This is a genomic window from Sphingomonas sp. SL1004, assembly GCF_057815015.1.
This window is the reverse complement of the sequence record NZ_JBYMUX010000001.1, coordinates 115,606-139,120: the sequence shown is the minus strand read 5'-3', so window position 1 is coordinate 139,120 and position 23,515 is coordinate 115,606. Positions and strand designations below refer to the sequence as shown.

Below are 23,515 nucleotides of genomic sequence, written 5' to 3'. Positions count from 1 at the left end.
AATGGTATCGCTACCAATCTGAAGTGATGGCGATAGGCCACGGATCGGGAGCAGGACCAGTATGGACTATACGCGTCGCGACGCCTTCGGGTTTGCTCTTGTCGGCAGCGCCGCCGCGCTGGTACCGCCGGTGGCGGCCGCCGCCCCTGCCCCTGCCCCTGCCCCTGCCTCCTGCGTGCAACCCTTCGCCGACGACTGGAAACCCGGCTTCGACGGCCAGCGCATGGCCGATCTGGGAGACGGCACGTTCCTCAACCCGCTGATCGCCGGCGACCATCCCGATCCCGCCATCCTGAAGGACGGCGCGGACTATTACATGACCTTCTCCAGCTTTGATTCCTATCCGGGGCTGACGATCTGGCACAGCCGCGATCTCGTGAACTGGCAACCGCGCAGGGCGGCGCTGACGCGCAATATCGGCTCGGTCTGGGCGGTCAGCCTCGAAAAGTACAAAGGCCGCTATTTCCTCTACATCCCCGTCAAGGCCAGCCCGAACACCACCTACGTCATCTGGGCCGACCATATCGACGGACCATGGTCCGACCCGGTCGATCTCAAGCTGCCCGATCATATCGATCCCTGCCATGCGATCGGCGAAGACGGATCGCGCTGGCTGTTCCTGTCGGGCGGCGACCGGATCCGGCTTGCCGATGACGGGCTGTCGACGGTGGGCAAGATCGAGCATGTCTATGATCCGTGGCGCTATCCCGACACTTGGGACGTCGAGGGGTTCAGCCCGGAGGGGCCCAAGATCGTCCGCCACGGCGGCTGGTTCTACATGATCACCGCGGTCGGTGGCACCGCGGGGCCGCCGACCGGGCACATGGTGATCGTCGCTCGATCGCGCTCGATTCACGGCCCCTGGACGAACGATCCCGCAAACCCGGTGGTCAGGACGGTCAGCACCGACGAGAAATGGTGGTCGCGCGGCCACGCCAGCCTCGTTGAAGCACCCGACGGCAGCTGGTGGTCGGTCTATCACGGCTTCGAGAACGGCTATTGGACGCTCGGTCGCCAGGCGCTGCTCGATCCGATCCGCTGGACCGCGGACGGCTGGTTCGCAATGACCGGCGGCGACCTGTCCAAACCGCTCGCAAAACCGCGCGGCGGCACGAAGCTTCCGCATGGCCAACCGCTCTCGGACGATTTTCGCACGCTGCAACTCGGCAGCAAATGGAATTTCTTCCGGCCGAGCCCGACCGAAAACCGCCGTGTACGGGTCGAGAACGGCACGTTGATCATGAAGGCGAGCGGCACGGCACCCGTCGACTCCTCGCCGCTGATGCTGATCGCGGGTGACCAGTCCTACCGGTTCGAGTGCGATATCGAGATTACGGCCGGCGGCACCGCGGGGATCGTGCTGTTCTACGACGACAAGCTCTATTGCGGATTGGGCTTCGACGAGAAGCGCTTCGTCACGCATCAATATGGCAACGAGCGTGGGCGCCCCGCCAATCCTCATGGCCGGCGCATGCGGATCCGGATCACCAACACGCGTCATATCGTCGCGATCCACACCAGCACCGATGACGGTAAGACCTGGCAACGCTTCGACCGCGGCATGGAGGTGTCGGGCTATCACCACAATGTCCGCGGCGGTTTCCTGATGTTGCGTCCCGGCCTGTACTCGGCCGGCACCGGCGAAGCGCGCTTCCGCGATTTTCAGTTCAAGGCCTTGCGACGATGAACCCGGCCATCGCAATGCTCGCCGGCGTCGCGCTCCAGGCGGTTTCGCCCCCAGCCCCACCCGCGACCACGCCCGAGGTGAAGCCGATCCAGGCGTCGAAGATCGTCCTGGTCGGCGATTCCACCACCGCAGTCGCCGGCGGTTGGGGCGGCGCGTTCTGCGCGGACCATGTCACCTCGTTCGTCGCCTGCGTGAACCTGGCCCGCGGCGGTCGTAGTTCGGGCAGCTACATCGCCGAGGGATCCTGGCCGCTCGCGCTCGCCGAGATGCGGACGCCCGGGTTCGTCAGGACCTGGGTGCTGATCCAGTTCGGGCATAACGACCAGCCGGGAAAGCCGGGGCGGTCGACCGATCTCGCGACCGAGTTTCCCGCCAACCTGCGTCGCTATATCGTCGAGGCTCGTGCGGCTGGCGCGATTCCCGTGCTGCTGACGCCGCTCACCCGACGCATGTTCGTCGCCGGCAAGCTGGTGCGCGATCTCGAACCCTGGGCAGCATCGATCCGCGGAGTGGCACGGGCGATGAACGTCCCGCTGGTCGATCTGAACGCCACCAGTAGCGCGGCCATCGAGGCGATGGGCGAGGTCGAGGCGGACACGCTCGCACAGTTGCCGAAAGGCGCGCCCCCGACCGGCGCGCCCCCGACCGCACCATCCAGGGAAACCGACGATCAGCCCTTCGCGCATCGTAAGCTCGCGTTCGACCGCACGCATCTGGGTCGCAAGGGCGCGGACTATTTCGCGACGATGGTCGCACGGGGATTGGCGACGGCTGTGCCGGACACCCGGCCGCTGCTGTTCGACCGATAGACCGTTCGCCGCGTCCGATCGGTGATCGAACGCAACCCCATTGCCTATCGTGAGAGTAGGAATATCCTCGTCCCAATCGATCCGCGGTATCGATTCGGCCAGTCCACCGGGCTGTCCGATCTGCGCATCGACGCTGGGAGAGTTGCCATGACCGACGGTTACGCCTCGATCGACCCGCAGCATGCCGTGATCATCACGGTCGACGGCGATCCGCCGCTCGTCCCGACGGGACCGCAGGTCGCGCTGGACCTCTCAAAATTCCAAAGCGGTCGCTGGGCGTTGCAGCTGGATTCTGTCTTCGCGCGTCGACGGGAGCCCGCAGTCATCGTCGCACAAGGCGTGGCATGCCTCGCGGTCGCGTGGTGGGCGCAACTATCGCCCCGCAGCTATCTCCAATCGATCCGCGGCGCAGCATTTCTGTCGCCGCTCAATATCGGGTTCGGCCAGGATGCTATTGCTGCCGCCGCCCGGTTGGGGCCGTCGACACGGTTGCCGTTTCCGTCGATCGTCGCCAGCGCAGGCTATCCGTTCATGAACCGGCTGATGGCACTTGCCGATGGTTGGGGAAGTCATCTGTTCGAAACGGGAGGTCTGACTGGGCCGGACACCGCGATCGATGAAGGTCCAACCAACCGTCGCCCACCGCGTACTGCCGAAGAAGCGCAGTTGATCGCGCTGCTGCCGCTGGTCGTCGGTGCCTCACACGTCAAAACCGTTCAGCCATCTACCGACGCTACTACCGCCATTCAGCCACGGTAATCCGTGCGTCTGAAAGCAGTGCCGGTCTGCTCCACCAGTCGATTGGTGGAGCAGACCGCAAGAGCTTACTTGCCGCGCAGCGTGTTGAGCACCGCGAGACCGATCACGCCGGCCAAGGCTGCGGTCGCCCACGGACGCGCCTGCGCGAAACCCTTGGCCTTCTCGATCGTCGGTCCGGGATTGGCCAGGACGTCCTTTGCTGCACCGGCGAGCTGCTTGGCATTGCCGGCGATCTGGTCGGCGACGCCTTCGCTCTGCAACGACGTGTTGCCGGTCACGTTGCCGACGGCTTCCTTCAGATTTCCACCGATGTCCTGGCCTTCGCCCTTCAATGTCGTCGTGTTCACTGCGCCTACTCCAATTACGCACCCGCCATGGATGCTCCGGGACCGAAACGATCATCATCGGATATGGGTCCAGATATTGATGCCATCCGCATTCGATCCGGCGATACGATCGAAGCATGTCGAGTTAACGGCGCGATTTTCGAGCCCCGACGCCCGATAACTGCTCGATATCGATCAGCGTTGGCATCCCGAGTGTGCAGTTTTCTGCAACGCGTGATGCGTATCATTGCATTGGATCGGTCACTAACGTCAGGGCATGATCCGGTTCGTAGCGCGCCGAAGCCCTCATTTCTTGGTAGACATGATTTCCAGACCCCACGGCGAACGTTCCGAAAATGTGAGGGTTCGATGAGTCTGTCTCCAGTCGATCGTACCGCCCCCGCTATTCCGCGTCTTGAGGGCGAGATCGTTGCTTCCGCTAGCACGCTCGGGCTCGGCATTCCCGACGCTTGCATGCCCGGCGTCGTCGCGAACCTCGCGCTGCTCGACGGCCATGCCGACATCCTGCTCGGCCGACAGCCGCGAGACGACGCGTGATCCAGGCGCTGGCGATCGCAGGCGATGTTCGATCAGGACGCGTCACCGCGACCGAGGTCATCGAACGCTGCCTGATCGCACTGGATGCCGCCAAACCCTTGTGCGCGGTTACGCGCGTCCTGGCCGATCGCGCCCGTCTCGAGGCAAGGCTCGTCGATGCCGTGGTTGCGCAAGGACGTGATCCCGGGCCGCTAGCGGGCGTGCCATACGGGGTGAAGGATCTGTTCGACATCGTCGGCCTGTCGACCACGGCCGGCTCGACGATCTACGCCGATGCGCCGCCCGCGCCGGCCGATGCCGAAGCCATCCGGCGCCTTCGCGAGGCGGGAGCCATTCTCGTTGCGCCGCTCAACATGGACGAGTTCGCCTATGGTTTCGCGACGATCAACGCGCGTCACGGCACGACCCGCAATCCGCATGACCTGGATCGGCTGGCGGGAGGGTCGTCGGGCGGCTCGGCAGCGATCGTCGCGGCGGGCGTGCTGCCGTTCGCGCTCGGATCCGATACCAACGGTTCGATCCGCGTACCCGCCAGCCTGACCGGTATCTACGGCCTGAAACCCACGCACGACGCCCTGCCGATGGCCGGCGTCTTCCCATTCGCCGAGAGCTTCGACGACATCGGCCCGTTCGCTACGTCGATCGCGGACCTGCACTGCATCTGGCACGTGTTGCGCGGTGCAGTTCCCCAGGACAGCCAGGACCGATCATGCCGCGTCGCCCAACTCGGCGGTCGCTTTCTGGAAAATGCCGATCCCGATCAGCTTGCGGCCATCGCCACGATCGCACCCGATGCGCCTATCCTCGACCTGCCCGACATCGCCCGAGCCCGGTCCGCAGCGTTCCTGATTACCGCGTACGAAGGCGGCACGCTGCACCGCGCCGCGCTGGCCGAGGCCGCGATGACGTTCGATCCGGCAACGCGCGATCGGTTGATCGCCGGCGCCCTGATTCCCCGCGCGCTCTACGAAGCCGCCCAGGAATTTCGCCACGATTTCAAGGCCAGGATCATCGATCTTGTCGCCGAGTATGACGTACTGCTTGCGCCCGCGACGCCGTGCGTAGCGCCACCGATCGCGGATTCGCGCATCATGATCGACGGCATGCTCAAGCCCGCACGCTCGGATCTCGGCATCCATACGCAGCCGATCAGCTTCACCGGCCTGCCCTCGCTGTCCGTGCCCTTGAAGAGGCCCGGCCGCCTGCCACTCGGGCTTCAACTGATCGGGCGACCGAACGGGGAGTCGACGCTGTTCGCATTCGCGGCCATGCTGGAGGACCAGGGTTTGATCGGAACGTCTCCGCCACCTGACTATCGGGGGATAGAGACATGACGACGGCAAGCCGGCTCGACCGATATTTCGCGCTCACCGAACGCGGCACCTCGGCGCGAACCGAAGTGCTCGCGGGCTTCACCACCTTCCTGACGATGGCGTACATCGTACTCGTCAACCCGGCGATCCTCGGCCAGGCCGGGATGCCGATCGCCTCCGTTGCCGCCGCGACCTGCTTTGCCGCCGCGTTCGGGTCGATCCTGATGGGCTTCGTCGCCAACACGCCGCTCGCGCTCGCGCCGGGCATGGGACTGAACGCGTATTTCAGCTTCACGGTCGTCCAGCAGATGGGCGTACCGTGGCCGGTCGCGCTCGGCTGCGTCTTCATCTCCGGCGTCGCGTTCCTGATCCTGACGCTCACCGGCGTGCGGCAGTTGATCGTCGCGGTGATCCCGATGCACCTGTTCGCAGCTGTAGCGGGCGGGATCGGCCTGTTCATTGGCTTCATCGGCTTGAAGAACGCCGGTATCGTCGTCGCCAACCCTGCCACCTTCGTGGCGCTCGGCGACCTCAAGGCGCCCGGCGCCGCCCTCGCGCTGTTCGGCCTGCTCCTGATCGCGACGCTCAGCGTCTGGAAGGTGCGCGGCGCGATGCTGATCGGGATCGTCGCGACGACCTTGGTCGCCTGGGTCTTCGGTCAGGTCACGGTGACGCCAGCGCCCTACAGCCTGTCCGCCCTGACCGGCACCGCGTTCGCGCTCGACCTGCCCGGTGTGTTCGGCCTGAGCGGCAAACACGGGCTCGGCCTGCTCGAAATCCTGTTCGTGTTCCTGTTCGTCGACCTGTTCGACAATATCGGCACGCTGGTCGCGGTCACCAAGCGCGCCGGACTCATGGATGCCGCAGGACGCATCCCCGGCCTGAACCGCATCCTGATGGCGGATGCCGCAGCGACGATCGTCGGCTCGATCGCGGGCACCAGCACCGTCACCAGCTATGTCGAGAGCGCGGCAGGCGTGCAGGAGGGCGGGCGCACCGGGCTGACGGCGATCGTCACGGGCGTGCTGTTCCTGCTGACGATGTTCGTCGCGCCCTATGCGCAGATCGTGCCGCTGGCGGCGACCGCGCCCGCGCTGATCATCGTCGGCGGGCTGATGCTGTTGCCGCTGACCGAGGTCCAGTGGGAGGATCCGCAGGCCGCGATCCCCGCGTTCCTGACCGTGGCGCTGATCCCGCTGACCTTCTCGATCGCCAACGGCCTCGCCTTCGGGATTACCGCCCATGCGGCGCTGAAACTGCTGCGCGGACAGGCGGAGCGCAAGGACTGGTTCCTGTTCCTGCTCGCCGGCCTGTTCGTAGTCCGCTTCGTCTGGATGAGTGCCGGCGCATGAAGATACTCTGCCTCGCCCTGCTCGCGATCATCGCCACGCCCGCGGTTGCGCAGCCGCTCGACCGGACGCCGCGCACCGTCGTGATGACCGCGTTTGCGCCCGAATGGGAGTCGCTCGCGCATTCGATCGAGCGGCCGAAGACGTACAGGATCAACGGCCTGACGTTCCTGACCGGCACTATGGCGGGCAAGCCGGTGCTGCTCATGCAGAGCGGCGTCAGCATGGTGAATGCGGCGATGAATACGCAGCTCGTGCTCGATCGCTTTACGGTGCGGCGGATCGTGTTCTCGGGCATCGCCGGCGGTGTCGATCCAGCCTTGTCGATCGGCGACGTCGTCGTGCCCGAGCATTGGGCGCAGTACCTCGAAGTCTCGTTTGCACGGAAAGCCGGCGAAGGCTGGACGCCGCCCGAGCCGCTCGATCCAGCTGCACCAACGAGTTACGGGATGATGTTTCCACGCGGCGTCAACGTCGGCAATGCCGCGGAGCCCGCCAAGCGCCACTACGACTTCCCCATCGACGCGAGCTTGCTGGCCCTGGCGCGTACGGTCGCCACCGGCGTGACGCTGCGCCGATGCGTGACCGAGCAGAGTTGCCTTGCCGAGACACCCAAGATCGTCGTCGGCGGCATGGGCGTCAGCGCCAGCGTCTACGCCGACAACGCCGAGTTCCGCACCTACCTCACGACCGCGTACAAGGCGGACGTTCTCGATATGGAGAGCGCCGCCGTTGCCCAGGTCGCCTATGCCAACGCCGTTCCGGTGATCGTCTTCCGAAGTCTCTCGGACCTCGCCGGCGGCGACGCAGGCGCAAACCAGATGACGGTGTTCATGACGCTGGCCGCCTCGAATTCCGCCGATGTCGTCCGCGCATTCGTCGCAGCGTTGCCGAACTGAGATGACACTCGCAACCGTCACCGGCGCGAAGGGAATGGTAACCGCGCCGCATCACCTTGCGGCGAAGGCGGGTCTCGGCGTGCTGCGCGACGGTGGCAACGCGATCGAGGCGGCGGTCGCCGTCGCGGCGACGCTGGCCGTGGTGTATCCGCACATGACCGGGATCGGCGGCGACGGTTTCTGGCTGATCTGTGAGCCTGACGGCGAGGTCCACGCGGTGCATGGATGTGGCGCCGCAGCGGCAAAGGCCGACCTGGCGCTCTACGCCGGCCTCGACGCCGTACCGACGCGCGGGCCTCTGGCGGCGAACACCGTCGCGGGGACGATCTCCGGCTGGGCGGCGGCGCTGGAGCGGACTGGCGGCGCCCTTCCGCTCGACCGCCTGATGCGCGACGCGATCGGCCATGCCGAGTCCGGCGTCGCCGTCACCGCCGGCGGCGCGGCGATCGCCTCCGCGAAGGGCGACGAACTCCGCCGGCAGCCCGGCGCCTATGCCGCGATCTTCGAACCCGAGGGCCGCCCGTTGCGGATCGGCGATCGGCTTCGGCAACCGCTTCTGGCGCAGACCCTCCGCACGCTTGCCTCGAACGGTTTCGACGACTTCTACCGCGGCGAGCTTGCCGAACGAATCGCCGCAGATCTCGAGGCGCTCGGAAGCCCGGTTTCGCTCGGCGATCTCGCCAAGCACCGCGCAACCCGACCTGCGCCGCTGACCGTCCGCATCAAGGGCGCACGCCTCTTCAACACGGCGCCGCCGACCCAGGGCATCGCCTCCCTGCTGATCCTGGCCCTGTTCGACCGGCTCGCGGCCGAGGAAGGCGATGGCTTCGACCATGTCCACGGGCTGATCGAGGCGACCAAGCAGGCGTTCCTGTGGCGCGATCGGCATTGCGGCGATCCCGGCTTCATGACCGACGAACCGCAGGCCTTGCTCGACGATTCCGCCGCGCTCGACGCGCTAGCCGCAAAGATCGACCCGACCCGCGCGCTCCCTTGGCCACAGCCGCCACAATGGGGCGACACCTGCTGGTTCGGTGCCGCCGATGCCGAGGGCCGCGTGGTCAGCGCGATCCAGTCGACCTATTTCGAGTTCGGCTCCGGGATCGTCCTGCCCGGCACCGGCATCACCTGGCAGAACCGCGGCAGTTCGTTCCGCCTCGCCGAGACCGGCTGGAACGCGCTCAAACCCGGCCGCCAGCCGTTCCACACGCTCAACCCCACACTCGCCCGTTTCAACGACGCCCGCACGATGGCGTACGGCACGATGGGCGGCGAAGGCCAGCCGCAGACGCAGGCCGCGCTGTTCACGCGCTACGCCCGCTATGGCAGCGATCTCCAGGCGGCGATCAGCGCACCACGGTGGTTGCTGGGCCGCACCTGGGGCGAGCAAAGTACAACGCTGAAGATCGAGGACGGCCTGCCGGAGGAGCTCTACGTTGCGCTCGCCGAAGCCGGTCACGACGTCGAGCGCGTCGGCCCGCTGACGGCAATGATGGGCCACGCCGGTGCGATAGTCCGCCATGTCGATGGCCGGCTGGAGGGCGCAACCGACCCTCGGAGCGACGGCGGTGTAGCGGCATGGTGAACGCCCTCCCTCCCGGCGGTGCCCGCGCGGTCGCCCGCTGCGACGAACTCGGCGTTGCGCCCTACAGCGACCTGCCTGACAGCCTTTACCGTGGTTACCTAACGCCAGCGCACCGCGCCGCGATCGACCGCGTCGTAAGGTGGATGGTCGAAGCCGGCATGCAGATCCGCATTGACCCCGCCGCCAACCTGATCGGCCGCTACGAAGCTACCGCGCCCGATGCCCCAGCGCTGATCATCGGCAGCCACATCGACAGCGTCCGCGACGGTGGGCGTTACGACGGCCCGCTCGGCGTTATGCTCGGCATCGAAGCCGTCGCCGCATTGCAAGGTCGCCGCCTTCCGTTCGCGATCGAAGTCATCGCGTTCGGCGACGAAGAAGGCTCGCGCTTCCCTGCTGCAATGCTGACCAGCCGCGCGGTCGCCGGCACGCTCGACGCAGCCGCTCTCGATATGATCGACGCGCAGGGCATTTCCGTTCCCAACGCGCTCGCGGAAATAGGCCTGGACGTCGCCACCTACCTGACGGCCGCCCGCGCGCCCGGCACTACCCTCGCCTATCTCGAAGCGCACATCGAACAAGGCCCGCTACTCGAAGCCGAAGGGCTCGCTGTCGGCACCGTGACCGGCATCGCCGCGCAACTCCGCTACGAAATCATCGTCACCGGTACCGCGGGCCACGCCGGCACCACCTCCATGCCGCTCCGCCGCGACGCGCTCGCCGGCGCTGCGGAGATGATCCTCGCGGTGGAAACGATCGCCCGAGCTGCAGCCTCAGACCTCGTCGCGACTGTCGGCCGCATCGAGGCCTCGCCGTGTGCGGCCAACGTCATTCCCGGTAGCGTCACCTTCACGCTAGACGTTCGATCGGGTGACGAAGTCCGCTGCGGCGAAGCCGCTGCGGAAATCCTCGAAGCCATCCGTACGATCGCAGGCAGGAAGCCATGCCAGACTTCTTTGTTCCCCCGCGAAGGGGAGGGCCCAGGATCACAAACGATATCGATCGCGGCTTCTGGCCCCCCTCCTTCGCGAGGGAACAGGGGTTTTGCAGAGAATGGCGTAGCAAGCCGCAACCTCGACATCACGATAACTCTCATCCACGACCTCCCAGCCAGCCCCTGCGACCCAGCCCTCATGGACCTGCTGGACGCAGCAACCACCGCCGCCGGCCACCCCGTCCGCCGCCTGGTCTCCGGCGCAGGCCATGACGCCATGGTGATGGCCGCGCTATGCCCGACCGCGATGCTCTTCATCCGCTGCCGTGGCGGGATCAGCCACAATCCCGCCGAACATGTCGACCCTGCCGATGCCGAGATCGCGCGACGGGTCATGTCCGGCTTCATCGATAGATTGGGAGCAACTCTTGACCCTGCTTGATCCCTTGTTGTTCGGGGAAATCGATCCGCCGCAGCGCCTGCTGATGGGTCCCGGCCCGATCAACGCGCACCCGCGCGTGCTGCGTGCGATGGCGGCCGACCTGCTCGGCCAGTTCGACCCCGAGATGACCGCGTACATGAACCAGGTCATGGCACTCTACCGCCCGGTCTTCGGCACGGCCAACCCCTGGACGATGCTGATCGACGGCACCGCGCGAGCAGGGATCGAGGCGGCTCTCGTCAGCCTCGTCGCGCCCGGCGACACGGTGCTGGTGATCAATTTCGGTCGCTTCGGACTGTTGCTGACGGAGATCCTCGCCCGCATCGGCGCCGTCGTCGAAACGGTCGAGGCACCATGGGGCGAGACCGTCGCGCTCGACGCGATCGCCCACGCCATCGAACGCACTGCCCCCAAGGTCGTCGCCTCCGTCCACGGCGACACCTCCACGACGATGGCGCAACCGCTCGAAGGGCTCGGCGCGCTATGCCGAGCAGCCGGCGCGCTCAGCTATGTCGATGCCACCGCAACGATCGGCGGCATGGAGATCGCGACCGATCGCTGGGGCATCGACGTCGTCACCGGCGGCCTCCAGAAATGCCTCGGCGGCCCGTCCGGCTCCGCCCCGATCACAATCTCCGACACCGCCGCCGAGCACATCGCCGCACGCCGCCATGTCGAGCGCGGCATCCGACGCGACGATATTTCGGACGGCGCCGGCCCGCGGATCGGCTCAAACTATTTCGACCTCGCGATGATCATGGACTACTGGTCCGACAAGCGCCTCAACCACCACACCGAAGCTACCTCGATGCTCTACGCCGCAAGGGAATGCGCGCGGCTGGCACTCGGCGAAGGCCTCGAAGCCCGCTTCGCACGCCACGCCTCGGCAGGCCGCGCGATGACCGCCGGCTTTCGCGCGATGGGCCTTCGCGTCTTCGGCGACGACGCGTACCGGATGACCAACGTCACCGGCGTCCACATCCCCGCCGGCGTCGACGGCGAGAGCGTCCGCACCGCGATGCGCGAGCATTTCGAGATCGAGATCGGCACCGCCTTCGGTCCGCTCCAGGGCAAGGTCTGGCGGCTAGGTGCGATGGGCTACAACGCCATGAAGCATAAGGTGCTGCTCACCCTCGCCGCGCTCGAGGCGTGCCTGAAGGCAGAGGGTTACCTCCTCCCCGACGGCGAAGCGGTTAAGGCCGCGCTTGAGGCATGGCACGCATGACGCTCGCGCGAGACCTGATCGGCTACGGCGCCTCACCTCTCGACCCTCGATGGCCCGGCGATGCCCGCGTCGCGCTGCAGTTCGTCATCAACTACGAGGAGGGCGCCGAGAACAGCGTCCTCAACGGCGATGCCGGCTCGGAGGCGTTCCTTTCCGAAATGGTCGGCGCCGCGAGCCACCCCGACCGCGCGATGGCAATGGAAAGCCTTTACGAATATGGCGCTCGAGCTGGGTTCTGGCGCCTCCACCGCCTCTTCACCGAACGCGCCCTCCCCGTCACGGTGTTCGGCGTCGCCCGCGCGCTCGAAATGAACCCCGCCGCAGTCGACGCCATGATCGCCGCTGATTGGGAGATCGCCAGCCACGGCCTGCGCTGGATCGACTACCAGACCGTCCCCGAAGCCGTCGAACGCGCGCACATCGCCGAGGCCATCGCGCTCCACACCCGCCTCACCGGCACCCGCCCGCTCGGCTGGTACCAGGGCCGCACCTCGCCCAACACTGCGCGGCTGATCGCGGAAGAAGGCGGTTTCACCTACGACGCCGACAGCTACGCCGACGATTTGCCCTATTGGGACCGCCGCCACACGGCCGCACAACTGATCGTCCCCTACACGCTCGACGCCAACGACATGAAGTTCGTGGCGCAAAATGGCTTCACCGAGGGCGACCAGTTCTTCCGCTACCTCCGCGACACGTTCGAGCAATTGCGCAGCGAAGGCGGCCGGATGATGTCGGTCGGCCTCCACGCGCGCATCGCCGGCCGCCCCGCCCGCGCACTCGCGCTCGCCCAGTTCCTCGACCACGTCATCGCCAGCGGCGAAGCCTGGGTCGCGCGCCGCATCGATATCGCCCGCCACTGGATGGAGGTGCATCCGGCATGACGATCGACGATCCAACCCTGCTCGCCGAAGTGACTCACGCGTTCGAGGCGTATGAGCGCGCGCTGATGGCGGACGACATTGCCGCGCTTGACGCGCTGTTCCACGCCGCGCCCACCACCAACCGCTACGGCGTCGGCGAAGTCCTGTACGGCATCGACGCGATCCGGGACTTCCGCAAAGGCCGCGGCGGCTCCCCCCAGCGCACGCTCGGCCGCGTCGCGATCACCGTCTACGGCGACGCGTTCGCCACCGCGGAAGCCGAGTTTCACCGCGAAGGCAGCGATCGTCGCGGCCGCCAGACGCAAGCCTGGGTGAAGTTCGCCGACGGCTGGAAAGTGGTCTCCGCACATGTCAGCCTCGAAGGGACGACGCATTGACCGGCGCCGACAACGACGCGTTCGTCGCACGCCACGCCGCGCTGTTCGAGCATTCGCCGTGGGTGGTCGAGCGCGCCGCCGAGGCGCTGCCCATCACCGACGTCCACGCCGGACTGACGGCCGCGGTCCACGCTGCAAGCCCCGAGGAACAGCTCGCCCTGATCCGCGCGCACCCCGAACTCGCCGGTAAGGCCGCGATCGACCGGACCCTCACGGAGGCCTCCGCCGCCGAACAAGCCTCCGCCGGCCTCAACCGCCTGACGCCCGCCGAGTTCGACCGTTTCCACGCCCTCAACGCGGCCTATAGAGACCGGTTCGACTTCCCGTTCATCATCTGCGTACGCCTCACCGACAAGGCCGGCATCCTCGCCGCGATGAAGCAGCGTCTCGGCAACCCGCGCGACATCGAGGTCGCCACCGCGCTCGACCAGATCGGCGAGATCGTCCGGCTGCGGCTGGAGGACCTCCCGTGATCGGCCTTCAAGCCCTCGAAACGGACCTGGCCCGCCAACTCGCGCTGATCGGCCACGGCGGCCCAGACTGGACCCGCCGCCGCGTGTACCTCGAAGGTCATGTCCACGACGTCATCATCGTCGGCGGCGGCCAGAGCGGACTCGCCGTGGCGTTCGGCCTGCTGCGCGAGCGCGTCTCGAACATCCTCGTCATCGACGAGAACCCAGCAGGCTATGAAGGCCCGTGGGACACCTATGCGCGGATGATCACGCTCCGCACGCCGAAGGGCCTCAACCCGATCGACTTCGGCATCCCCGCGCTCAGCTTCCGCGCATGGTTCGAAGCCCAACACGGCACCGAAGGCTGGGACGCCCTCGACAAGATCCCCCGCGGCGACTGGATGGCGTACCTCCGATGGTATCGCCGCGTGCTCGCCCTCCCGGTCCGGAACGACGCGAAGCTAGAACTGATAGAACCGCTCGAAGACAATTTCTACCGCCTCCACATCGCCGGCCAAGCACCTCTGCTCGCGCGCAAAGTCGTCCTCGCCACCGGTATCCAGGGCGGCGGCGAATGGCACGTGCCCGCAATGATCGCCGACGCGCTACCCCGCACGCTCTACGCCCACACCAGCGAACCGATCGACTATGCCGCGCTCGCGGGCAAGCGGATCGGTATCCTCGGCGGCGGCGCGTCCGCATTCGACAACGCCAACGCCGCGCTGGAAGCGGGCATCGGCGCCTGCGAGGTCTTCATCCGACGCAAAGTCCTGCCGCGTATCAACCCCATCCGCCACATGGAGCGCGTCGGTTTCACCGGCCGCTACCCAGCTCTCGCCGACGCCGACAAATATGCGGTGATAACGGCGTTCCTCGGCCACAACCAGCCGCCCACTAACGACACGTTCGCGCGCGCTTCCGCGAAACCGGGCTTCGCGCTCCACCTCGGCGCACCCTGGCTGTCGGTCGCAGCCGAAGACGGCAAGGTCCGGGTGGCTACCCCGCAAGGCGAGCATATTCTGGATTTCGTCGTGCTCTCGACCGGTCTCGTCAGCGATTCCGGTCTGCGTGCCGAACTCAAACTGGTCGCCGGCAAGATCGCGCGCTGGGCCGACCGTTACACTCCTGCAGCCGGCCAGGCGAATGCGCTGATCGATGCGCATCCCTATCTCGGCACCGGCTTCGAACTGCTCCCCCGCGACCCCGCCGACGCTCCTGCGCTGCACGGACTGTTCGCGTTCAATTACGCGGCACTGGTGAGCCTCGGCCTATCCGCGTCGGCGCTGTCCGGGCTTCGCACCGCGCTGCCCCGCGTGACGAAAGGCATCACCGACCAGCTCTTCCTCGACGACCGCGAAGCGCTCGTCGCCGACCTGCTCGCCTATGACGAAGCCGAATTCGTCGGCGAATGGCCCCGTCTTCAGGACACCGCAGCATGACGACCCTCTCCACCCACGTCCTCGACACCGCACATGGCCGGCCCGCCGCCCATGTCGCCGTCCGGCTGTCGACCGCGGCGGGCGTCTGGCTGTTCTCCGCCGTCACCAACGCAGACGGCCGCTGCCCCGGCCTGCCCGCCATCAAGCCCGGCCGCTACCGCCTCGAATTCTCCGTCGCCGAGTATTTCCGGAGCCTCGACGTCGCCCTGCCCGACCCGCCGTTCCTCGATATCGTCGCGATCGACTTCGGCATCGCCGACGAAGCCGGCCATTACCACGTGCCGCTGCTCGTCTCCCCGTTCGCCTACTCGACCTATCGCGGCAGCTGACATGACCGTCCGCTTCCTGCTCGACGATCAGGTGGTCGAACTCAGCGAGGTCGATCCGACCGCCACGCTGCTCGACCATCTCCGCTACCGGATGCGCCGGACCGGCACCAAGGAAGGCTGCGCGGAGGGCGATTGCGGCGCCTGCACCGTCCTCGTCGGCGACCTCGACGCATCGCAGGACACGGTAACGTGGCGCGCGGTAAACGCCTGCATCCTGTTCCTGCCGATGCTCCACGGCAAGGCGCTGCTGACGGTCGAAAGCCTCGCGAAGGACGGCGCGCTCAACCCCCTCCAGACCTGCATGGCGGAAAACGGGAGCTCGCAATGCGGCTTCTGTACGCCCGGCTTCGTCATGTCGCTCCACGGCCGCAGCATCGGCGCGACCGGCCACACGCTCCCGGTCGCCGACGTGATCGCCGGCAACCTCTGCCGCTGCACCGGTTATGGCCCAATCCTCGCGGCGGGCGATACCGGCGCACCATATTCCCGCGATGACGCTCCGTTGGTCGCCAGACTGAAGGCGCTCGGCGAAACGGACACCGTCGCGGGGCGCCTCGGCGACCGCCGATGGTTCATCCCGCGCACCGCGACCGTGCTCGCCGACCTGCTCACGCAATACCCCGACGCACGCATCGTCGCAGGCGCAACCGATATCGGCCTCTGGGTCACCAAGGGCCTGCGAACGATCGACACGCTGATCTTCGTCGGCGACATCCCCGAACTGGCCCGGATCGAAGACACCCCCCAGGGCCTGACGATCGGCGCCGTCGTTCGCTACGCCGACGCACATGACGCCTTCACCCGTCTCCACCCCGACCTCGGCGAACTGACCCGACGCCTCGGCGGTCTCCAGGTCCGCAACGCCGGCACGATCGGCGGCAACATCGCCAACGGCTCCCCGATCGGCGACGGCCCGCCGGCTTTCATCGCACTCGGCGCGACGCTCACGGTGCGCAGCGCCGAAGGCCGCCGAACGATGCCGCTCGAAAGCTATTTCGTCGAATACGGACACCAGGATCTCCGCCCCGGCGAGTTCGTCGAGAGCCTCCACATCCCTCGCCCCGATGCGGACGCCGTGATCCACATCTCGAAACTCGCGCGGCGCTTCGACAGCGACATCACCGCGGTCTGCGGCGCGTTCAACCTGACCGTCCGCGACCGCGAGATCACCACCGCCCGCGTCGCCTTCGGTGGCATGGCCGCAACCCCGAAGCGCGCCGTCGGATGCGAGGCAGCCCTCACCGGCCAGCCCTTCACCCTCGCCACGATCCAGACCGCCATGGACGCGCTTCGCACCGATTACGCCCCGCTCACCGACGTCCGCGGGTCCGCGGCCTACCGCATCGACGCCGCCGCCAACCTGCTCCTCCGCCTCTGGTACAAGGCGCAGGGCGAAACCGTCTCCGTGCTCGACCTGGAATCCGCCGGTGCCTGACCGCAATCCCAAGCCAAGCAACCCGCACGACAGCGCCCGCCTCCACGTCAGCGGCGCCGCGCTGTACGTCGACGACGTCGCCGAACCCGGCGACATGCTCCACCTCGCATTCGGCCAGAGCAGCGAAGCGCATGCCGGGATCGCCGCGATCGATCTCACCGCAGTCCGCGCCGCGCCTGGGGTCGTCGCGGTCTTCACCGCGGCCGACATCCCCGGCGCGAACAACGTCAGCCCCGTCGCCAAGGACGACCTCCTGCTCGCCGACGGCGAAGTCCTGTACGTAGGCCAGCCCATATTCCTCGTCGCCGCGACCAGCCAGCGCGCCGCCCGCGCCGCCGCCCAGCTCGGTACCATCAACTATGAACCGCGCCTCGCCCGCCTGACGATCGACGCGGCCCGTGACGCACGATCGCTGATCGAGCCGACCCAGCGCATGGCCCGGGGCGATGCGCGCGCCGCACTCGACACCGCCCCTCACAAAATCGCAGGCGGTTTCGCAATGGGCGGACAGGATCATTTCTACCTCGAAGGGCAAGTCGCGGTCGCCACCCCGGGTGAAGACGGGCAAGTCCATATCCTCAGCTCGACCCAGCATCCGAGCGAGATCCAGCACCTCGTCGGGCACCTGCTCCACCGCAACTCGGCCGACGTCACCGTCGAAGTCCGCCGGATGGGTGGCGCGTTCGGCGGCAAGGAGACGCAGGCCGCCGCCTTCGCCGCCGCCGCCGCGCTGGTCGCCGACACGACCGGCCGCCCCGCCAAATTCCGCTGCGACCGTGACGACGACATGATCATGACCGGCAAGCGGCACGACTTCGAGATTGCTTACGACGTCGGCTACGACGACGAAGGCCGCATCCTCGCGCTGCGACTCCACCTCGCCTCGCGCTGCGGGGCCACCGTCGACCTCTCCCCCGCGATCAACGACCGCGCGATGTTCCACTGCGACAATTGCTACTGGCTCCCCGACGTCGAGATCCTGTCCGAACGGCTGAAGACCAACACCGTCTCCGCCACGGCCTTTCGCGGATTCGGCGGGCCGCAGGGCATGTTGGCGATCGAGCGGGTGATCGACGACATCGCCGCGCATCTCGGCCGCGATCCGTTGGAGGTCAGGCTCGCCAACCTCTACGCGCCAGATCGCAACGTCACGCCCTACGGCATGACAGTTGCCGACAATATCGCCCCGCAACTGATTGCCAAACTTCGAGAAGACGCGTCCTACGATGCGAGACGGCAGGCGGTGGACGCCTTCAATGCACATAGCCCCATCATCAAGAAGGGCATCGCGCTCACTCCCGTAAAATTCGGGATCAGCTTCACCACGACGCATCTCAACCAGGCCGGCGCGCTGGTGCACGTCTATGCGGACGGCAGCATCCAGATCAATCACGGCGGCACCGAGATGGGCCAGGGCCTCTACATCAAGATCGCGCAGATCGTCGCGGACGTCTTCGCGGTGCCGGTATCGCAAGTCCGCATAACGGCCACGCGCACCGACAAGGTCCCGAACACCTCGGCCACCGCGGCCTCGTCCGGCGCGGACCTCAACGGCATGGCCGCCTACAACGCGGCCATGACGATCCGCGACCGCCTGACCGATTTTCTGGCGCGGACCTTCGAGTGCGCCGACGTGCGGTTCACCCCGGAAGGCGTGACCGCCGGCACCGAAACCCTAACCTTCCGCGAAGTCGCCCGAAAAGCGAATATGGGCCGCATCTCGCTGTCCGCGACGGGCTATTACGCGACCCCCGGCATCGCGTACGATCGCGCCGCACACAAAGGCCGTCCGTTCTTCTACTTCGCATACGGCGCAGCGCTCGCCGAAGTCGCGATCGACACGCTCACCGGGGAGCACAAGGTCCTGGCCGTCGACATCCTCCACGACGTCGGCCGCTCGCTCAACCCGGCGATCGACATCGGTCAGATCGAAGGCGGCTTCCTCCAGGGCCAGGGCTGGCTGACCACCGAGGAAATCGTGTTCGACGCCAAAGGCCGGCTGCTCACGCATTCGCCCGCCACCTATAAGATCCCGACTGCGTCCGATCGTCCGCGCCATCTCAACATCGCGCTGTGGGACGGCGAGAATGTCGAGGCGACGATCGGCCGGTCGAAAGCGGTTGGCGAGCCGCCGTTCATGCTCGCCATCGCCGTCTTCTCCGCGCTGACCCAGGCCATCGCCGCAACCGCCCCCGACAGGCGCACCCTCCCCCCGTTGAACGCGCCCGCCACCCCCGAAGCGATCCTCCGCGCGATCGCCGGCCACCACGCATGACCGACTGGCTGACCTGGCTCCGCGACATCGCGCCTCACGAACCCACGGCGATGATCAGCGTCCTCGCCAGCGAAGGCTCGGCCCCACGCGGTGCCGGCACGCGCATGCTGGTGACGCCATGGGCGCTTCACGGCACGATCGGTGGCGGGCAGCTCGAATACCGCGCGGTCGAGCAAGCGCGCGCCATTCTCGCTCACCCCGCCGGAAGCTGGCGCATCCAGGACTACCCGCTCGGGCCGTTGCTAGGCCAATGCTGCGGCGGCCGCGTGCGGTTGCTGGTCGAGCATATCGACGCCGACACGCTCGGCTGGATCGCCGACACTGCCGAGGAACGCGTTCTCGTCTCGACGCTCACTGCCGCCAGAATCGACCGCCACGTGAGTGCCGACACCCTCCCTAACGCGCTTTCCGCCCGAGGACCCATCCCGCTCGCCGGAACGACATTCGCCGAGATCGTCGGCCGACGGCGGCGCCCGGTCTATCTCTTCGGCGCCGGCCATGTCGGCCAGGCCATCGCCCGCCACGCCACCAACCTGCCGTTCCGCTTGGCGTGGTTCGACACCCGTCCGGTGTTCGAAGCGATCGACGGCATCGCAATAGTGCCCGAAGCCTCGATCGCCGCGTGTATCGCGGACGCGCCGGTCGATAGCGCAATCCTGATCCTCACCCACGACCACGCCATCGATTACCAACTGACCAAGGCTGCGCTCGAACGCACGCCCGTCGCGTTCGTCGGCCTCATCGGATCGGCCACCAAGCGCGCCCGGTTCGACGCAAGGCTCGACCGAGAAGGCATCCCCGCCGAGGCTAGAGCGCGCCTGACCTCCCCGATCGGCATCGCCCGCGTGGCCGGCAAGGAACCCGACGTCATCGCCATCTCCGCCCTAGCCCAACTCCTGCAACTCACGAGCCCCTGATGCGCAAAGCCTTCCGCGGCGAGATCCTGTCCGTCGCCCATGATCCCCGCGACGATCCGGACGCGGTCCGCCACGAAGGCGACGGCCTCCTCGTCATCGAGGACGGCATCGTCGTCGCCCGCGGCCACCACGCCGACCTCGCCGAGCGCTTCGCCGACGTCCCGACCGAGACGCTGCCGGGCCTCGTTGTCCCCGGCTTCGTCGACGCGCACGTCCATTACCCGCAGATGGACCGCATCGCCTCGCACGGCGCGCAGTTGCTCGACTGGCTCGACCGCCACATCTTCCCCGCCGAACGCGCCTTCGCAGAGCGCGCGCATGCCGACGCTGTGGCGAGCGCGTTCCTCGACGAACTGCTCCGCAACGGCACGACCAGCGCGCTCGTCTTCCCGACCGTCCACGCGCATTCGGTCGACGCCCTGTTCGGGGCCGCACTCGGCCGCGACATGCGCATCATCTCCGGCAAGGTGCTCATGGACCTCGGCCCCGACGGCCTTGCCGACTCCCCCGACCTAGCCCGCAGCGAGACCGAAGACTTGATCCGCCGCTGGCAGGGCAAAGGACGGCTCGGCTACGCGATCACGCCAAGGTTCGCGCTCACCTCTTCCGACGACCAACTCCGCGTCGCCGGCGACCTCGTAGCCGCGCATCCCGATGTCTTGCTGCACACGCATCTGTCCGAGAACGTCCACGAATGCGCCGCCGTCGCCGCACGGTTCAGCGATGCACGCGACTATCTCGACGTCTACGACCGGTTCGGCTTGGTCGGCGCGCGCTCGGTGTTCGCGCACGGCGTGCATCTGTCCGATCGCGCCTGCAATCGCCTCGCAAAGAGCGGCGCCGGTATCGCCGTGTGCCCGAGCTCGAACCTGTTCCTGGGCTCCGGCTTCTTCGATTTCGGCCAGGCCGACGCGCACGGCGTTCGCCTCGGTCTCGGCACCGATATCGGCGCGGGCACCAGCTTCTCGATGCTGCACACCGCAGGGCTCGCCTACCAAGCCGCACTCGCCCGCGAAGTTTCGCTCGACCCGTTCCGCGCGCTCTACCTCGCCACCGCGGGCAGCGCGGCGCTGCTGCACATCGACGACCGGGTCGGCAGTCTGGAACCCGGCCAGGAAGCCGATTTCGCCGTCCTCGACGATACCGCTACGCCGCTGCTCGCGCGCCGGACACGCGGCGCCAGTCTCGCCGAACGCCTATTCGCGCTACAGATCCTTGCCGACGACCGGGCGATCCACCGGACTTACGTGCTCGGCGAAGTCGCGTGGGACAGAGCCCAAGGTTTCGCCCGCCGCAGTGCTGATCACTCCTCCTGACCGGCTTCCATCGACGCCGGATAGCTCAGTTGCGCAAAGCCGTTCTCGATCTCGCGCAGGACCAGGCCCGCCGCATAGGACGGCGTCCGCGCCGACGCGGTGCACAGCGCCAGGATCATCGGCCGCAGGATCGCGTCGGAAATCCTGGTGAACTGCAACAGCCCGCGTCGCACCTCGGTCGTCACGTCGATCGAGGTCAGGATGCCGATCCCGACGCTCTGCAGTACCAGCGACGTAATCATCTGGATATTGTCCGACCGCACCGTCTTGTCGACCACGACGCCGGTATGCCCTTCGAGCGCCGCGATCTGCTGGCACACCGCGAGCGGCTCGGCGGGCACGATCAACGCGGAACCCGCACAGGCCGAGAACCGCGCCTCGCGCTGCTGACCGAGTGGATGCCCGGCCGGTGTCAACAGCCCGAGCACAACCTCGACGAACGCGCGCACGGTGATGCCGCGAAAGGACTGCGGCTCGAAGAAGATGCCGAAATCCACCTCGCCGCTCAAAATCGCGCTGCGCACCGCGTCGTTGTTCAGCACCTTGATGCCGATCGTGATGCCCGGATACTGGGTCTGGATCGCATGGACGATGCTCGGGATATATCCCTTGGCCAGCGCATCGATGATCGCGATGTCGACATGGCCGCGCTTCAGCCCGCGCAGATCCTCGATCTGGGTCCGGACGTCGGCTAGCTCTTTCTGCCATTTCAGCCCGGACGCCATCAGCATCTCGCCCGCCGCGGTTAGCCGCAGTCCGGTCGGCAGGCGCTCAAACAGCGGCATCCCCAGGTCCGCCTCAACGTTCAGGATCTGCCGGTCGATCGCCGAGGCCGACACGTTGAGCACGTCGGCAGCCTTGCGGATCGAGCCGAGCCGCCCGACCGCGACGAAGTAGCGCAGGAAACGCGAAAAGGCGGGCATGAACCACTCTGTTTTATGCAACGGACGGCATCGCTCATGGCATCAGGGCGGTGCAGGTCAACCCCCGCGCCTACTGCCGAAATCGATCATTGCGGGAAAGTCTTGATCGATATCAGTCGCATTTCGGCAACCCGCCGATAGAACGACGCGCATGAGCAAGCCGATCACGTTCTTCATCCATCATCAGGGCCGCGGCCACGCCAATCGCGCGATGGCGATCATCCGCGAACTCCCCGCCGACCGCGCGGTGACGATCCTGACTGCCAAGCCGTCGCTGTTCGACGGGTTCGAGCGATCGATTGCGATCGCCGCGCTGCCCGACATGATCGGCGCGCCGGTGCCGACCCCGGAGCTGTTCGCGCAAGCGACGCCCGAGGTGATGCACTGCGTCCCGCTCGGCGTGACCAAGACGCGGTCGACGATGCGGACGATCGTCGACCATCTCGACGATGTCGACCCGGCGCTGTTCGTGGTCGACGTCTCGGCGGAGATCGCACTGCTCGCGCGGATCGCCAGCGTGCCCGCGATCAGTATCCGCATGCACGGCGACCGGCTCGATCCCGGCCATCTCGGCGCGTACCAGGCGAGCGTCGGCCTGCTCGCACCGTTCGGCGAACCTCTCGAGCAGGCCGACACGCCCGACTGGGTGCGCACGAAGACGTGTTACGCGGGCGGCCTGTGCACGACGGTCGACGCCGTCCCGACCAAGGCGGAAGCGCGCGCGAAACTCGGGCTCGATCCCGACCAGGAGATCATCGTCGTCCTCACCGGCGGCGGCGGCGCGGGCACGCCGTACGCGCCGCTGACGATGGCGGCGCGGGCGGTGCCAGACGCGCTGTGGCTGGTGTTGGGCCCGGTCCACCGCGAGGGTCACGAGACCGATTTCGGCAATCTGGTCGAGCGGGGCTGGGTCCCCGGCGTCACCGATCACATCGCCGCCGCCGACGTCGTCATCGCGTCCGCCGGCGACAACACGGTGCACGAGATCGCACGCGTTGGCCGACCTTATGTATGCGCGCCGGAATGGCGGTATTTTGGCGAACAGACCCGCAAGGCGGAGCGGCTCGCGGAACTCGGCGCCGCGGTCGCACTGCCCGCATGGCCCGGCGCGCTGGCGCCGTGGCGCGGCATCCTGGATGCGGCGAAGGCGCTCGACCCGACCGCGCTGGCGGACCTGTACGACGCGGACGCGGCGAAGGTCGCGGCCGACTATCTGGAAGGGCTGGCGGTGTCGTTATGGGCGCCGGCGTAATGTGATCACTCGTTCTTTCTGACGGTCCAG

Annotated in this window: 22 protein-coding genes; 20 read left to right on the top strand and 2 right to left on the bottom strand. The window is 67.3% G+C overall.

The genetic code is table 11. The features are described from left to right. The first annotated feature begins 61 nt into the window (after positions 1–61). From AC3D24_RS00700 to AC3D24_RS00690, 3 genes are read left to right on the top strand one after another with little or no spacing between them, the layout of a single operon-like run. Positions 62–1,687 (top strand): family 43 glycosylhydrolase, encoded by a 1,626-nt coding sequence (locus tag AC3D24_RS00700; protein WP_489027311.1) that lies wholly within the window; start codon positions 62–64, stop codon positions 1,685–1,687. Continuing rightward, positions 1,684–2,496 (top strand): rhamnogalacturonan acetylesterase, encoded by an 813-nt coding sequence (locus AC3D24_RS00695; protein ID WP_489027309.1) that lies wholly within the window; start codon positions 1,684–1,686, stop codon positions 2,494–2,496. Before AC3D24_RS00700 ends, AC3D24_RS00695 begins: the two co-directional genes overlap by 4 nt. Positions 2,497–2,517: 21 nt before the next feature. Beyond that, positions 2,518–3,255 carry an alpha/beta hydrolase gene (locus tag AC3D24_RS00690; protein ID WP_489027307.1) on the top strand — a complete coding sequence of 246 codons (738 nt, stop codon included), beginning with the start codon at positions 2,518–2,520 and terminating at the stop codon, positions 3,253–3,255. A 65-nt stretch (positions 3,256–3,320) separates the two neighbouring features. On the opposite strand, the gene AC3D24_RS00685 is transcribed toward AC3D24_RS00690, so the two are convergent. Next, positions 3,321–3,602 (bottom strand): CsbD family protein, encoded by a 282-nt coding sequence (locus AC3D24_RS00685; RefSeq protein WP_489027305.1) that lies wholly within the window; start codon positions 3,600–3,602, stop codon positions 3,321–3,323. A 348-nt stretch (positions 3,603–3,950) separates the two neighbouring features. On the opposite strand from AC3D24_RS00685, the gene AC3D24_RS00680 reads away from it, so the two are divergent. The 16 genes from AC3D24_RS00680 to guaD are packed head-to-tail and all read left to right on the top strand — an operon-like array spanning position 3,951 to position 21,310. Then, positions 3,951–4,139, top strand: coding sequence for a hypothetical protein (locus tag AC3D24_RS00680; protein ID WP_489027303.1), 189 nt, complete (start codon positions 3,951–3,953; stop codon positions 4,137–4,139). Then, positions 4,136–5,473 (top strand): AtzE family amidohydrolase, encoded by a 1,338-nt coding sequence (locus tag AC3D24_RS00675; RefSeq protein ID WP_489027301.1) that lies wholly within the window; start codon positions 4,136–4,138, stop codon positions 5,471–5,473. Before AC3D24_RS00680 ends, AC3D24_RS00675 begins: the two co-directional genes overlap by 4 nt. Then, on the top strand, positions 5,470–6,804 hold the full coding sequence (locus AC3D24_RS00670; protein WP_489027299.1) for an NCS2 family permease: 1,335 nt from the start codon (positions 5,470–5,472) through the stop codon (positions 6,802–6,804). The genes AC3D24_RS00675 and AC3D24_RS00670 overlap by 4 nt, the downstream gene beginning before the upstream one ends. Then, a complete protein-coding gene (locus tag AC3D24_RS00665; RefSeq protein WP_489027297.1) occupies positions 6,801–7,700 on the top strand; it encodes a 5'-methylthioadenosine/S-adenosylhomocysteine nucleosidase in 900 nt (299 codons plus the stop codon). Before AC3D24_RS00670 ends, AC3D24_RS00665 begins: the two co-directional genes overlap by 4 nt. A 1-nt stretch (position 7,701) precedes the next feature. Continuing rightward, positions 7,702–9,285, top strand: coding sequence for a gamma-glutamyltransferase family protein (locus AC3D24_RS00660; RefSeq protein ID WP_489027295.1), 1,584 nt, complete (start codon positions 7,702–7,704; stop codon positions 9,283–9,285). Continuing rightward, complete coding sequence (locus tag AC3D24_RS00655) at positions 9,279–10,661, top strand: Zn-dependent hydrolase (protein WP_489027293.1); 1,383 nt, start codon at positions 9,279–9,281, stop codon at positions 10,659–10,661. The genes AC3D24_RS00660 and AC3D24_RS00655 overlap by 7 nt, the downstream gene beginning before the upstream one ends. Before the next feature lie 43 nt (positions 10,662–10,704). Then, complete coding sequence (locus AC3D24_RS00650) at positions 10,705–11,886, top strand: pyridoxal-phosphate-dependent aminotransferase family protein (RefSeq protein ID WP_489032995.1); 1,182 nt, start codon at positions 10,705–10,707, stop codon at positions 11,884–11,886. Continuing rightward, positions 11,883–12,770, top strand: coding sequence for an allantoinase PuuE (puuE, locus tag AC3D24_RS00645; RefSeq protein ID WP_489032993.1), 888 nt, complete (start codon positions 11,883–11,885; stop codon positions 12,768–12,770). Before AC3D24_RS00650 ends, puuE begins: the two co-directional genes overlap by 4 nt. Beyond that, positions 12,767–13,147, top strand: a complete 381-nt coding sequence (gene hpxZ, locus AC3D24_RS00640) for an oxalurate catabolism protein HpxZ (protein ID WP_489027291.1) — start codon at positions 12,767–12,769, stop codon at positions 13,145–13,147. The genes puuE and hpxZ overlap by 4 nt, the downstream gene beginning before the upstream one ends. Then, entirely contained in the window at positions 13,144–13,620 is a 477-nt protein-coding gene (gene uraD, locus AC3D24_RS00635) for a 2-oxo-4-hydroxy-4-carboxy-5-ureidoimidazoline decarboxylase (RefSeq protein WP_489027289.1), read from the top strand. Before hpxZ ends, uraD begins: the two co-directional genes overlap by 4 nt. Continuing rightward, a complete protein-coding gene (locus tag AC3D24_RS00630) occupies positions 13,620–15,038 on the top strand; it encodes an FAD/NAD(P)-binding protein (RefSeq protein ID WP_489032991.1) in 1,419 nt (472 codons plus the stop codon). Before uraD ends, AC3D24_RS00630 begins: the two co-directional genes overlap by 1 nt. After that, entirely contained in the window at positions 15,035–15,367 is a 333-nt protein-coding gene (gene uraH, locus AC3D24_RS00625) for a hydroxyisourate hydrolase (protein ID WP_489027287.1), read from the top strand. The genes AC3D24_RS00630 and uraH overlap by 4 nt, the downstream gene beginning before the upstream one ends. A 1-nt stretch (position 15,368) precedes the next feature. Further along, the gene (gene xdhA, locus AC3D24_RS00620; RefSeq protein ID WP_489027285.1) at positions 15,369–16,802 is read left to right on the top strand and encodes a xanthine dehydrogenase small subunit; all 1,434 of its coding nucleotides are present in this window, start codon (positions 15,369–15,371) and stop codon (positions 16,800–16,802) included. Then, a complete protein-coding gene (gene xdhB, locus AC3D24_RS00615) occupies positions 16,795–19,077 on the top strand; it encodes a xanthine dehydrogenase molybdopterin binding subunit (protein ID WP_489027283.1) in 2,283 nt (760 codons plus the stop codon). Before xdhA ends, xdhB begins: the two co-directional genes overlap by 8 nt. Continuing rightward, positions 19,074–19,994: a xanthine dehydrogenase accessory protein XdhC gene (xdhC, locus tag AC3D24_RS00610; RefSeq protein WP_489027282.1), complete on the top strand. Its 921-nt coding sequence runs from the start codon at positions 19,074–19,076 to the stop codon at positions 19,992–19,994. Before xdhB ends, xdhC begins: the two co-directional genes overlap by 4 nt. After that, entirely contained in the window at positions 19,994–21,310 is a 1,317-nt protein-coding gene (gene guaD, locus AC3D24_RS00605) for a guanine deaminase (protein WP_489027280.1), read from the top strand. The genes xdhC and guaD overlap by 1 nt, the downstream gene beginning before the upstream one ends. Here guaD and AC3D24_RS00600 read toward each other — a convergent pair. After that, positions 21,298–22,233, bottom strand: a complete 936-nt coding sequence (locus AC3D24_RS00600; RefSeq protein ID WP_489027278.1) for a LysR family transcriptional regulator — start codon at positions 22,231–22,233, stop codon at positions 21,298–21,300. The genes guaD and AC3D24_RS00600 overlap by 13 nt on opposite strands. A gap of 151 nt (positions 22,234–22,384) precedes the next feature. Between AC3D24_RS00600 and AC3D24_RS00595 the strand changes: the two genes are divergently transcribed. Next, entirely contained in the window at positions 22,385–23,485 is a 1,101-nt protein-coding gene (locus tag AC3D24_RS00595; RefSeq protein WP_489027276.1) for a glycosyltransferase, read from the top strand. Positions 23,486–23,515: the final 30 nt, after the last annotated feature.

Coding starts and splice junctions, on each gene's coding strand:
- AC3D24_RS00700 (WP_489027311.1), top strand. CDS start 62: ATGGACTATACGCGTCGCGACGCCTTCGGGTTTGCTCTTGTCGGCAGC.
- AC3D24_RS00695 (WP_489027309.1), top strand. CDS start 1,684: ATGAACCCGGCCATCGCAATGCTCGCCGGCGTCGCGCTCCAGGCGGTT.
- AC3D24_RS00680 (WP_489027303.1), top strand. CDS start 3,951: ATGAGTCTGTCTCCAGTCGATCGTACCGCCCCCGCTATTCCGCGTCTT.
- AC3D24_RS00670 (WP_489027299.1), top strand. CDS start 5,470: ATGACGACGGCAAGCCGGCTCGACCGATATTTCGCGCTCACCGAACGC.
- AC3D24_RS00665 (WP_489027297.1), top strand. CDS start 6,801: ATGAAGATACTCTGCCTCGCCCTGCTCGCGATCATCGCCACGCCCGCG.
- AC3D24_RS00660 (WP_489027295.1), top strand. CDS start 7,702: ATGACACTCGCAACCGTCACCGGCGCGAAGGGAATGGTAACCGCGCCG.
- AC3D24_RS00655 (WP_489027293.1), top strand. CDS start 9,279: ATGGTGAACGCCCTCCCTCCCGGCGGTGCCCGCGCGGTCGCCCGCTGC.
- AC3D24_RS00650 (WP_489032995.1), top strand. CDS start 10,705: ATGGGTCCCGGCCCGATCAACGCGCACCCGCGCGTGCTGCGTGCGATG.
- puuE (WP_489032993.1), top strand. CDS start 11,883: ATGACGCTCGCGCGAGACCTGATCGGCTACGGCGCCTCACCTCTCGAC.
- hpxZ (WP_489027291.1), top strand. CDS start 12,767: ATGACGATCGACGATCCAACCCTGCTCGCCGAAGTGACTCACGCGTTC.
- uraH (WP_489027287.1), top strand. CDS start 15,035: ATGACGACCCTCTCCACCCACGTCCTCGACACCGCACATGGCCGGCCC.
- xdhA (WP_489027285.1), top strand. CDS start 15,369: ATGACCGTCCGCTTCCTGCTCGACGATCAGGTGGTCGAACTCAGCGAG.
- xdhC (WP_489027282.1), top strand. CDS start 19,074: ATGACCGACTGGCTGACCTGGCTCCGCGACATCGCGCCTCACGAACCC.
- guaD (WP_489027280.1), top strand. CDS start 19,994: ATGCGCAAAGCCTTCCGCGGCGAGATCCTGTCCGTCGCCCATGATCCC.
- AC3D24_RS00600 (WP_489027278.1), bottom strand. CDS start 22,233: ATGCCCGCCTTTTCGCGTTTCCTGCGCTACTTCGTCGCGGTCGGGCGG.
- AC3D24_RS00595 (WP_489027276.1), top strand. CDS start 22,385: ATGAGCAAGCCGATCACGTTCTTCATCCATCATCAGGGCCGCGGCCAC.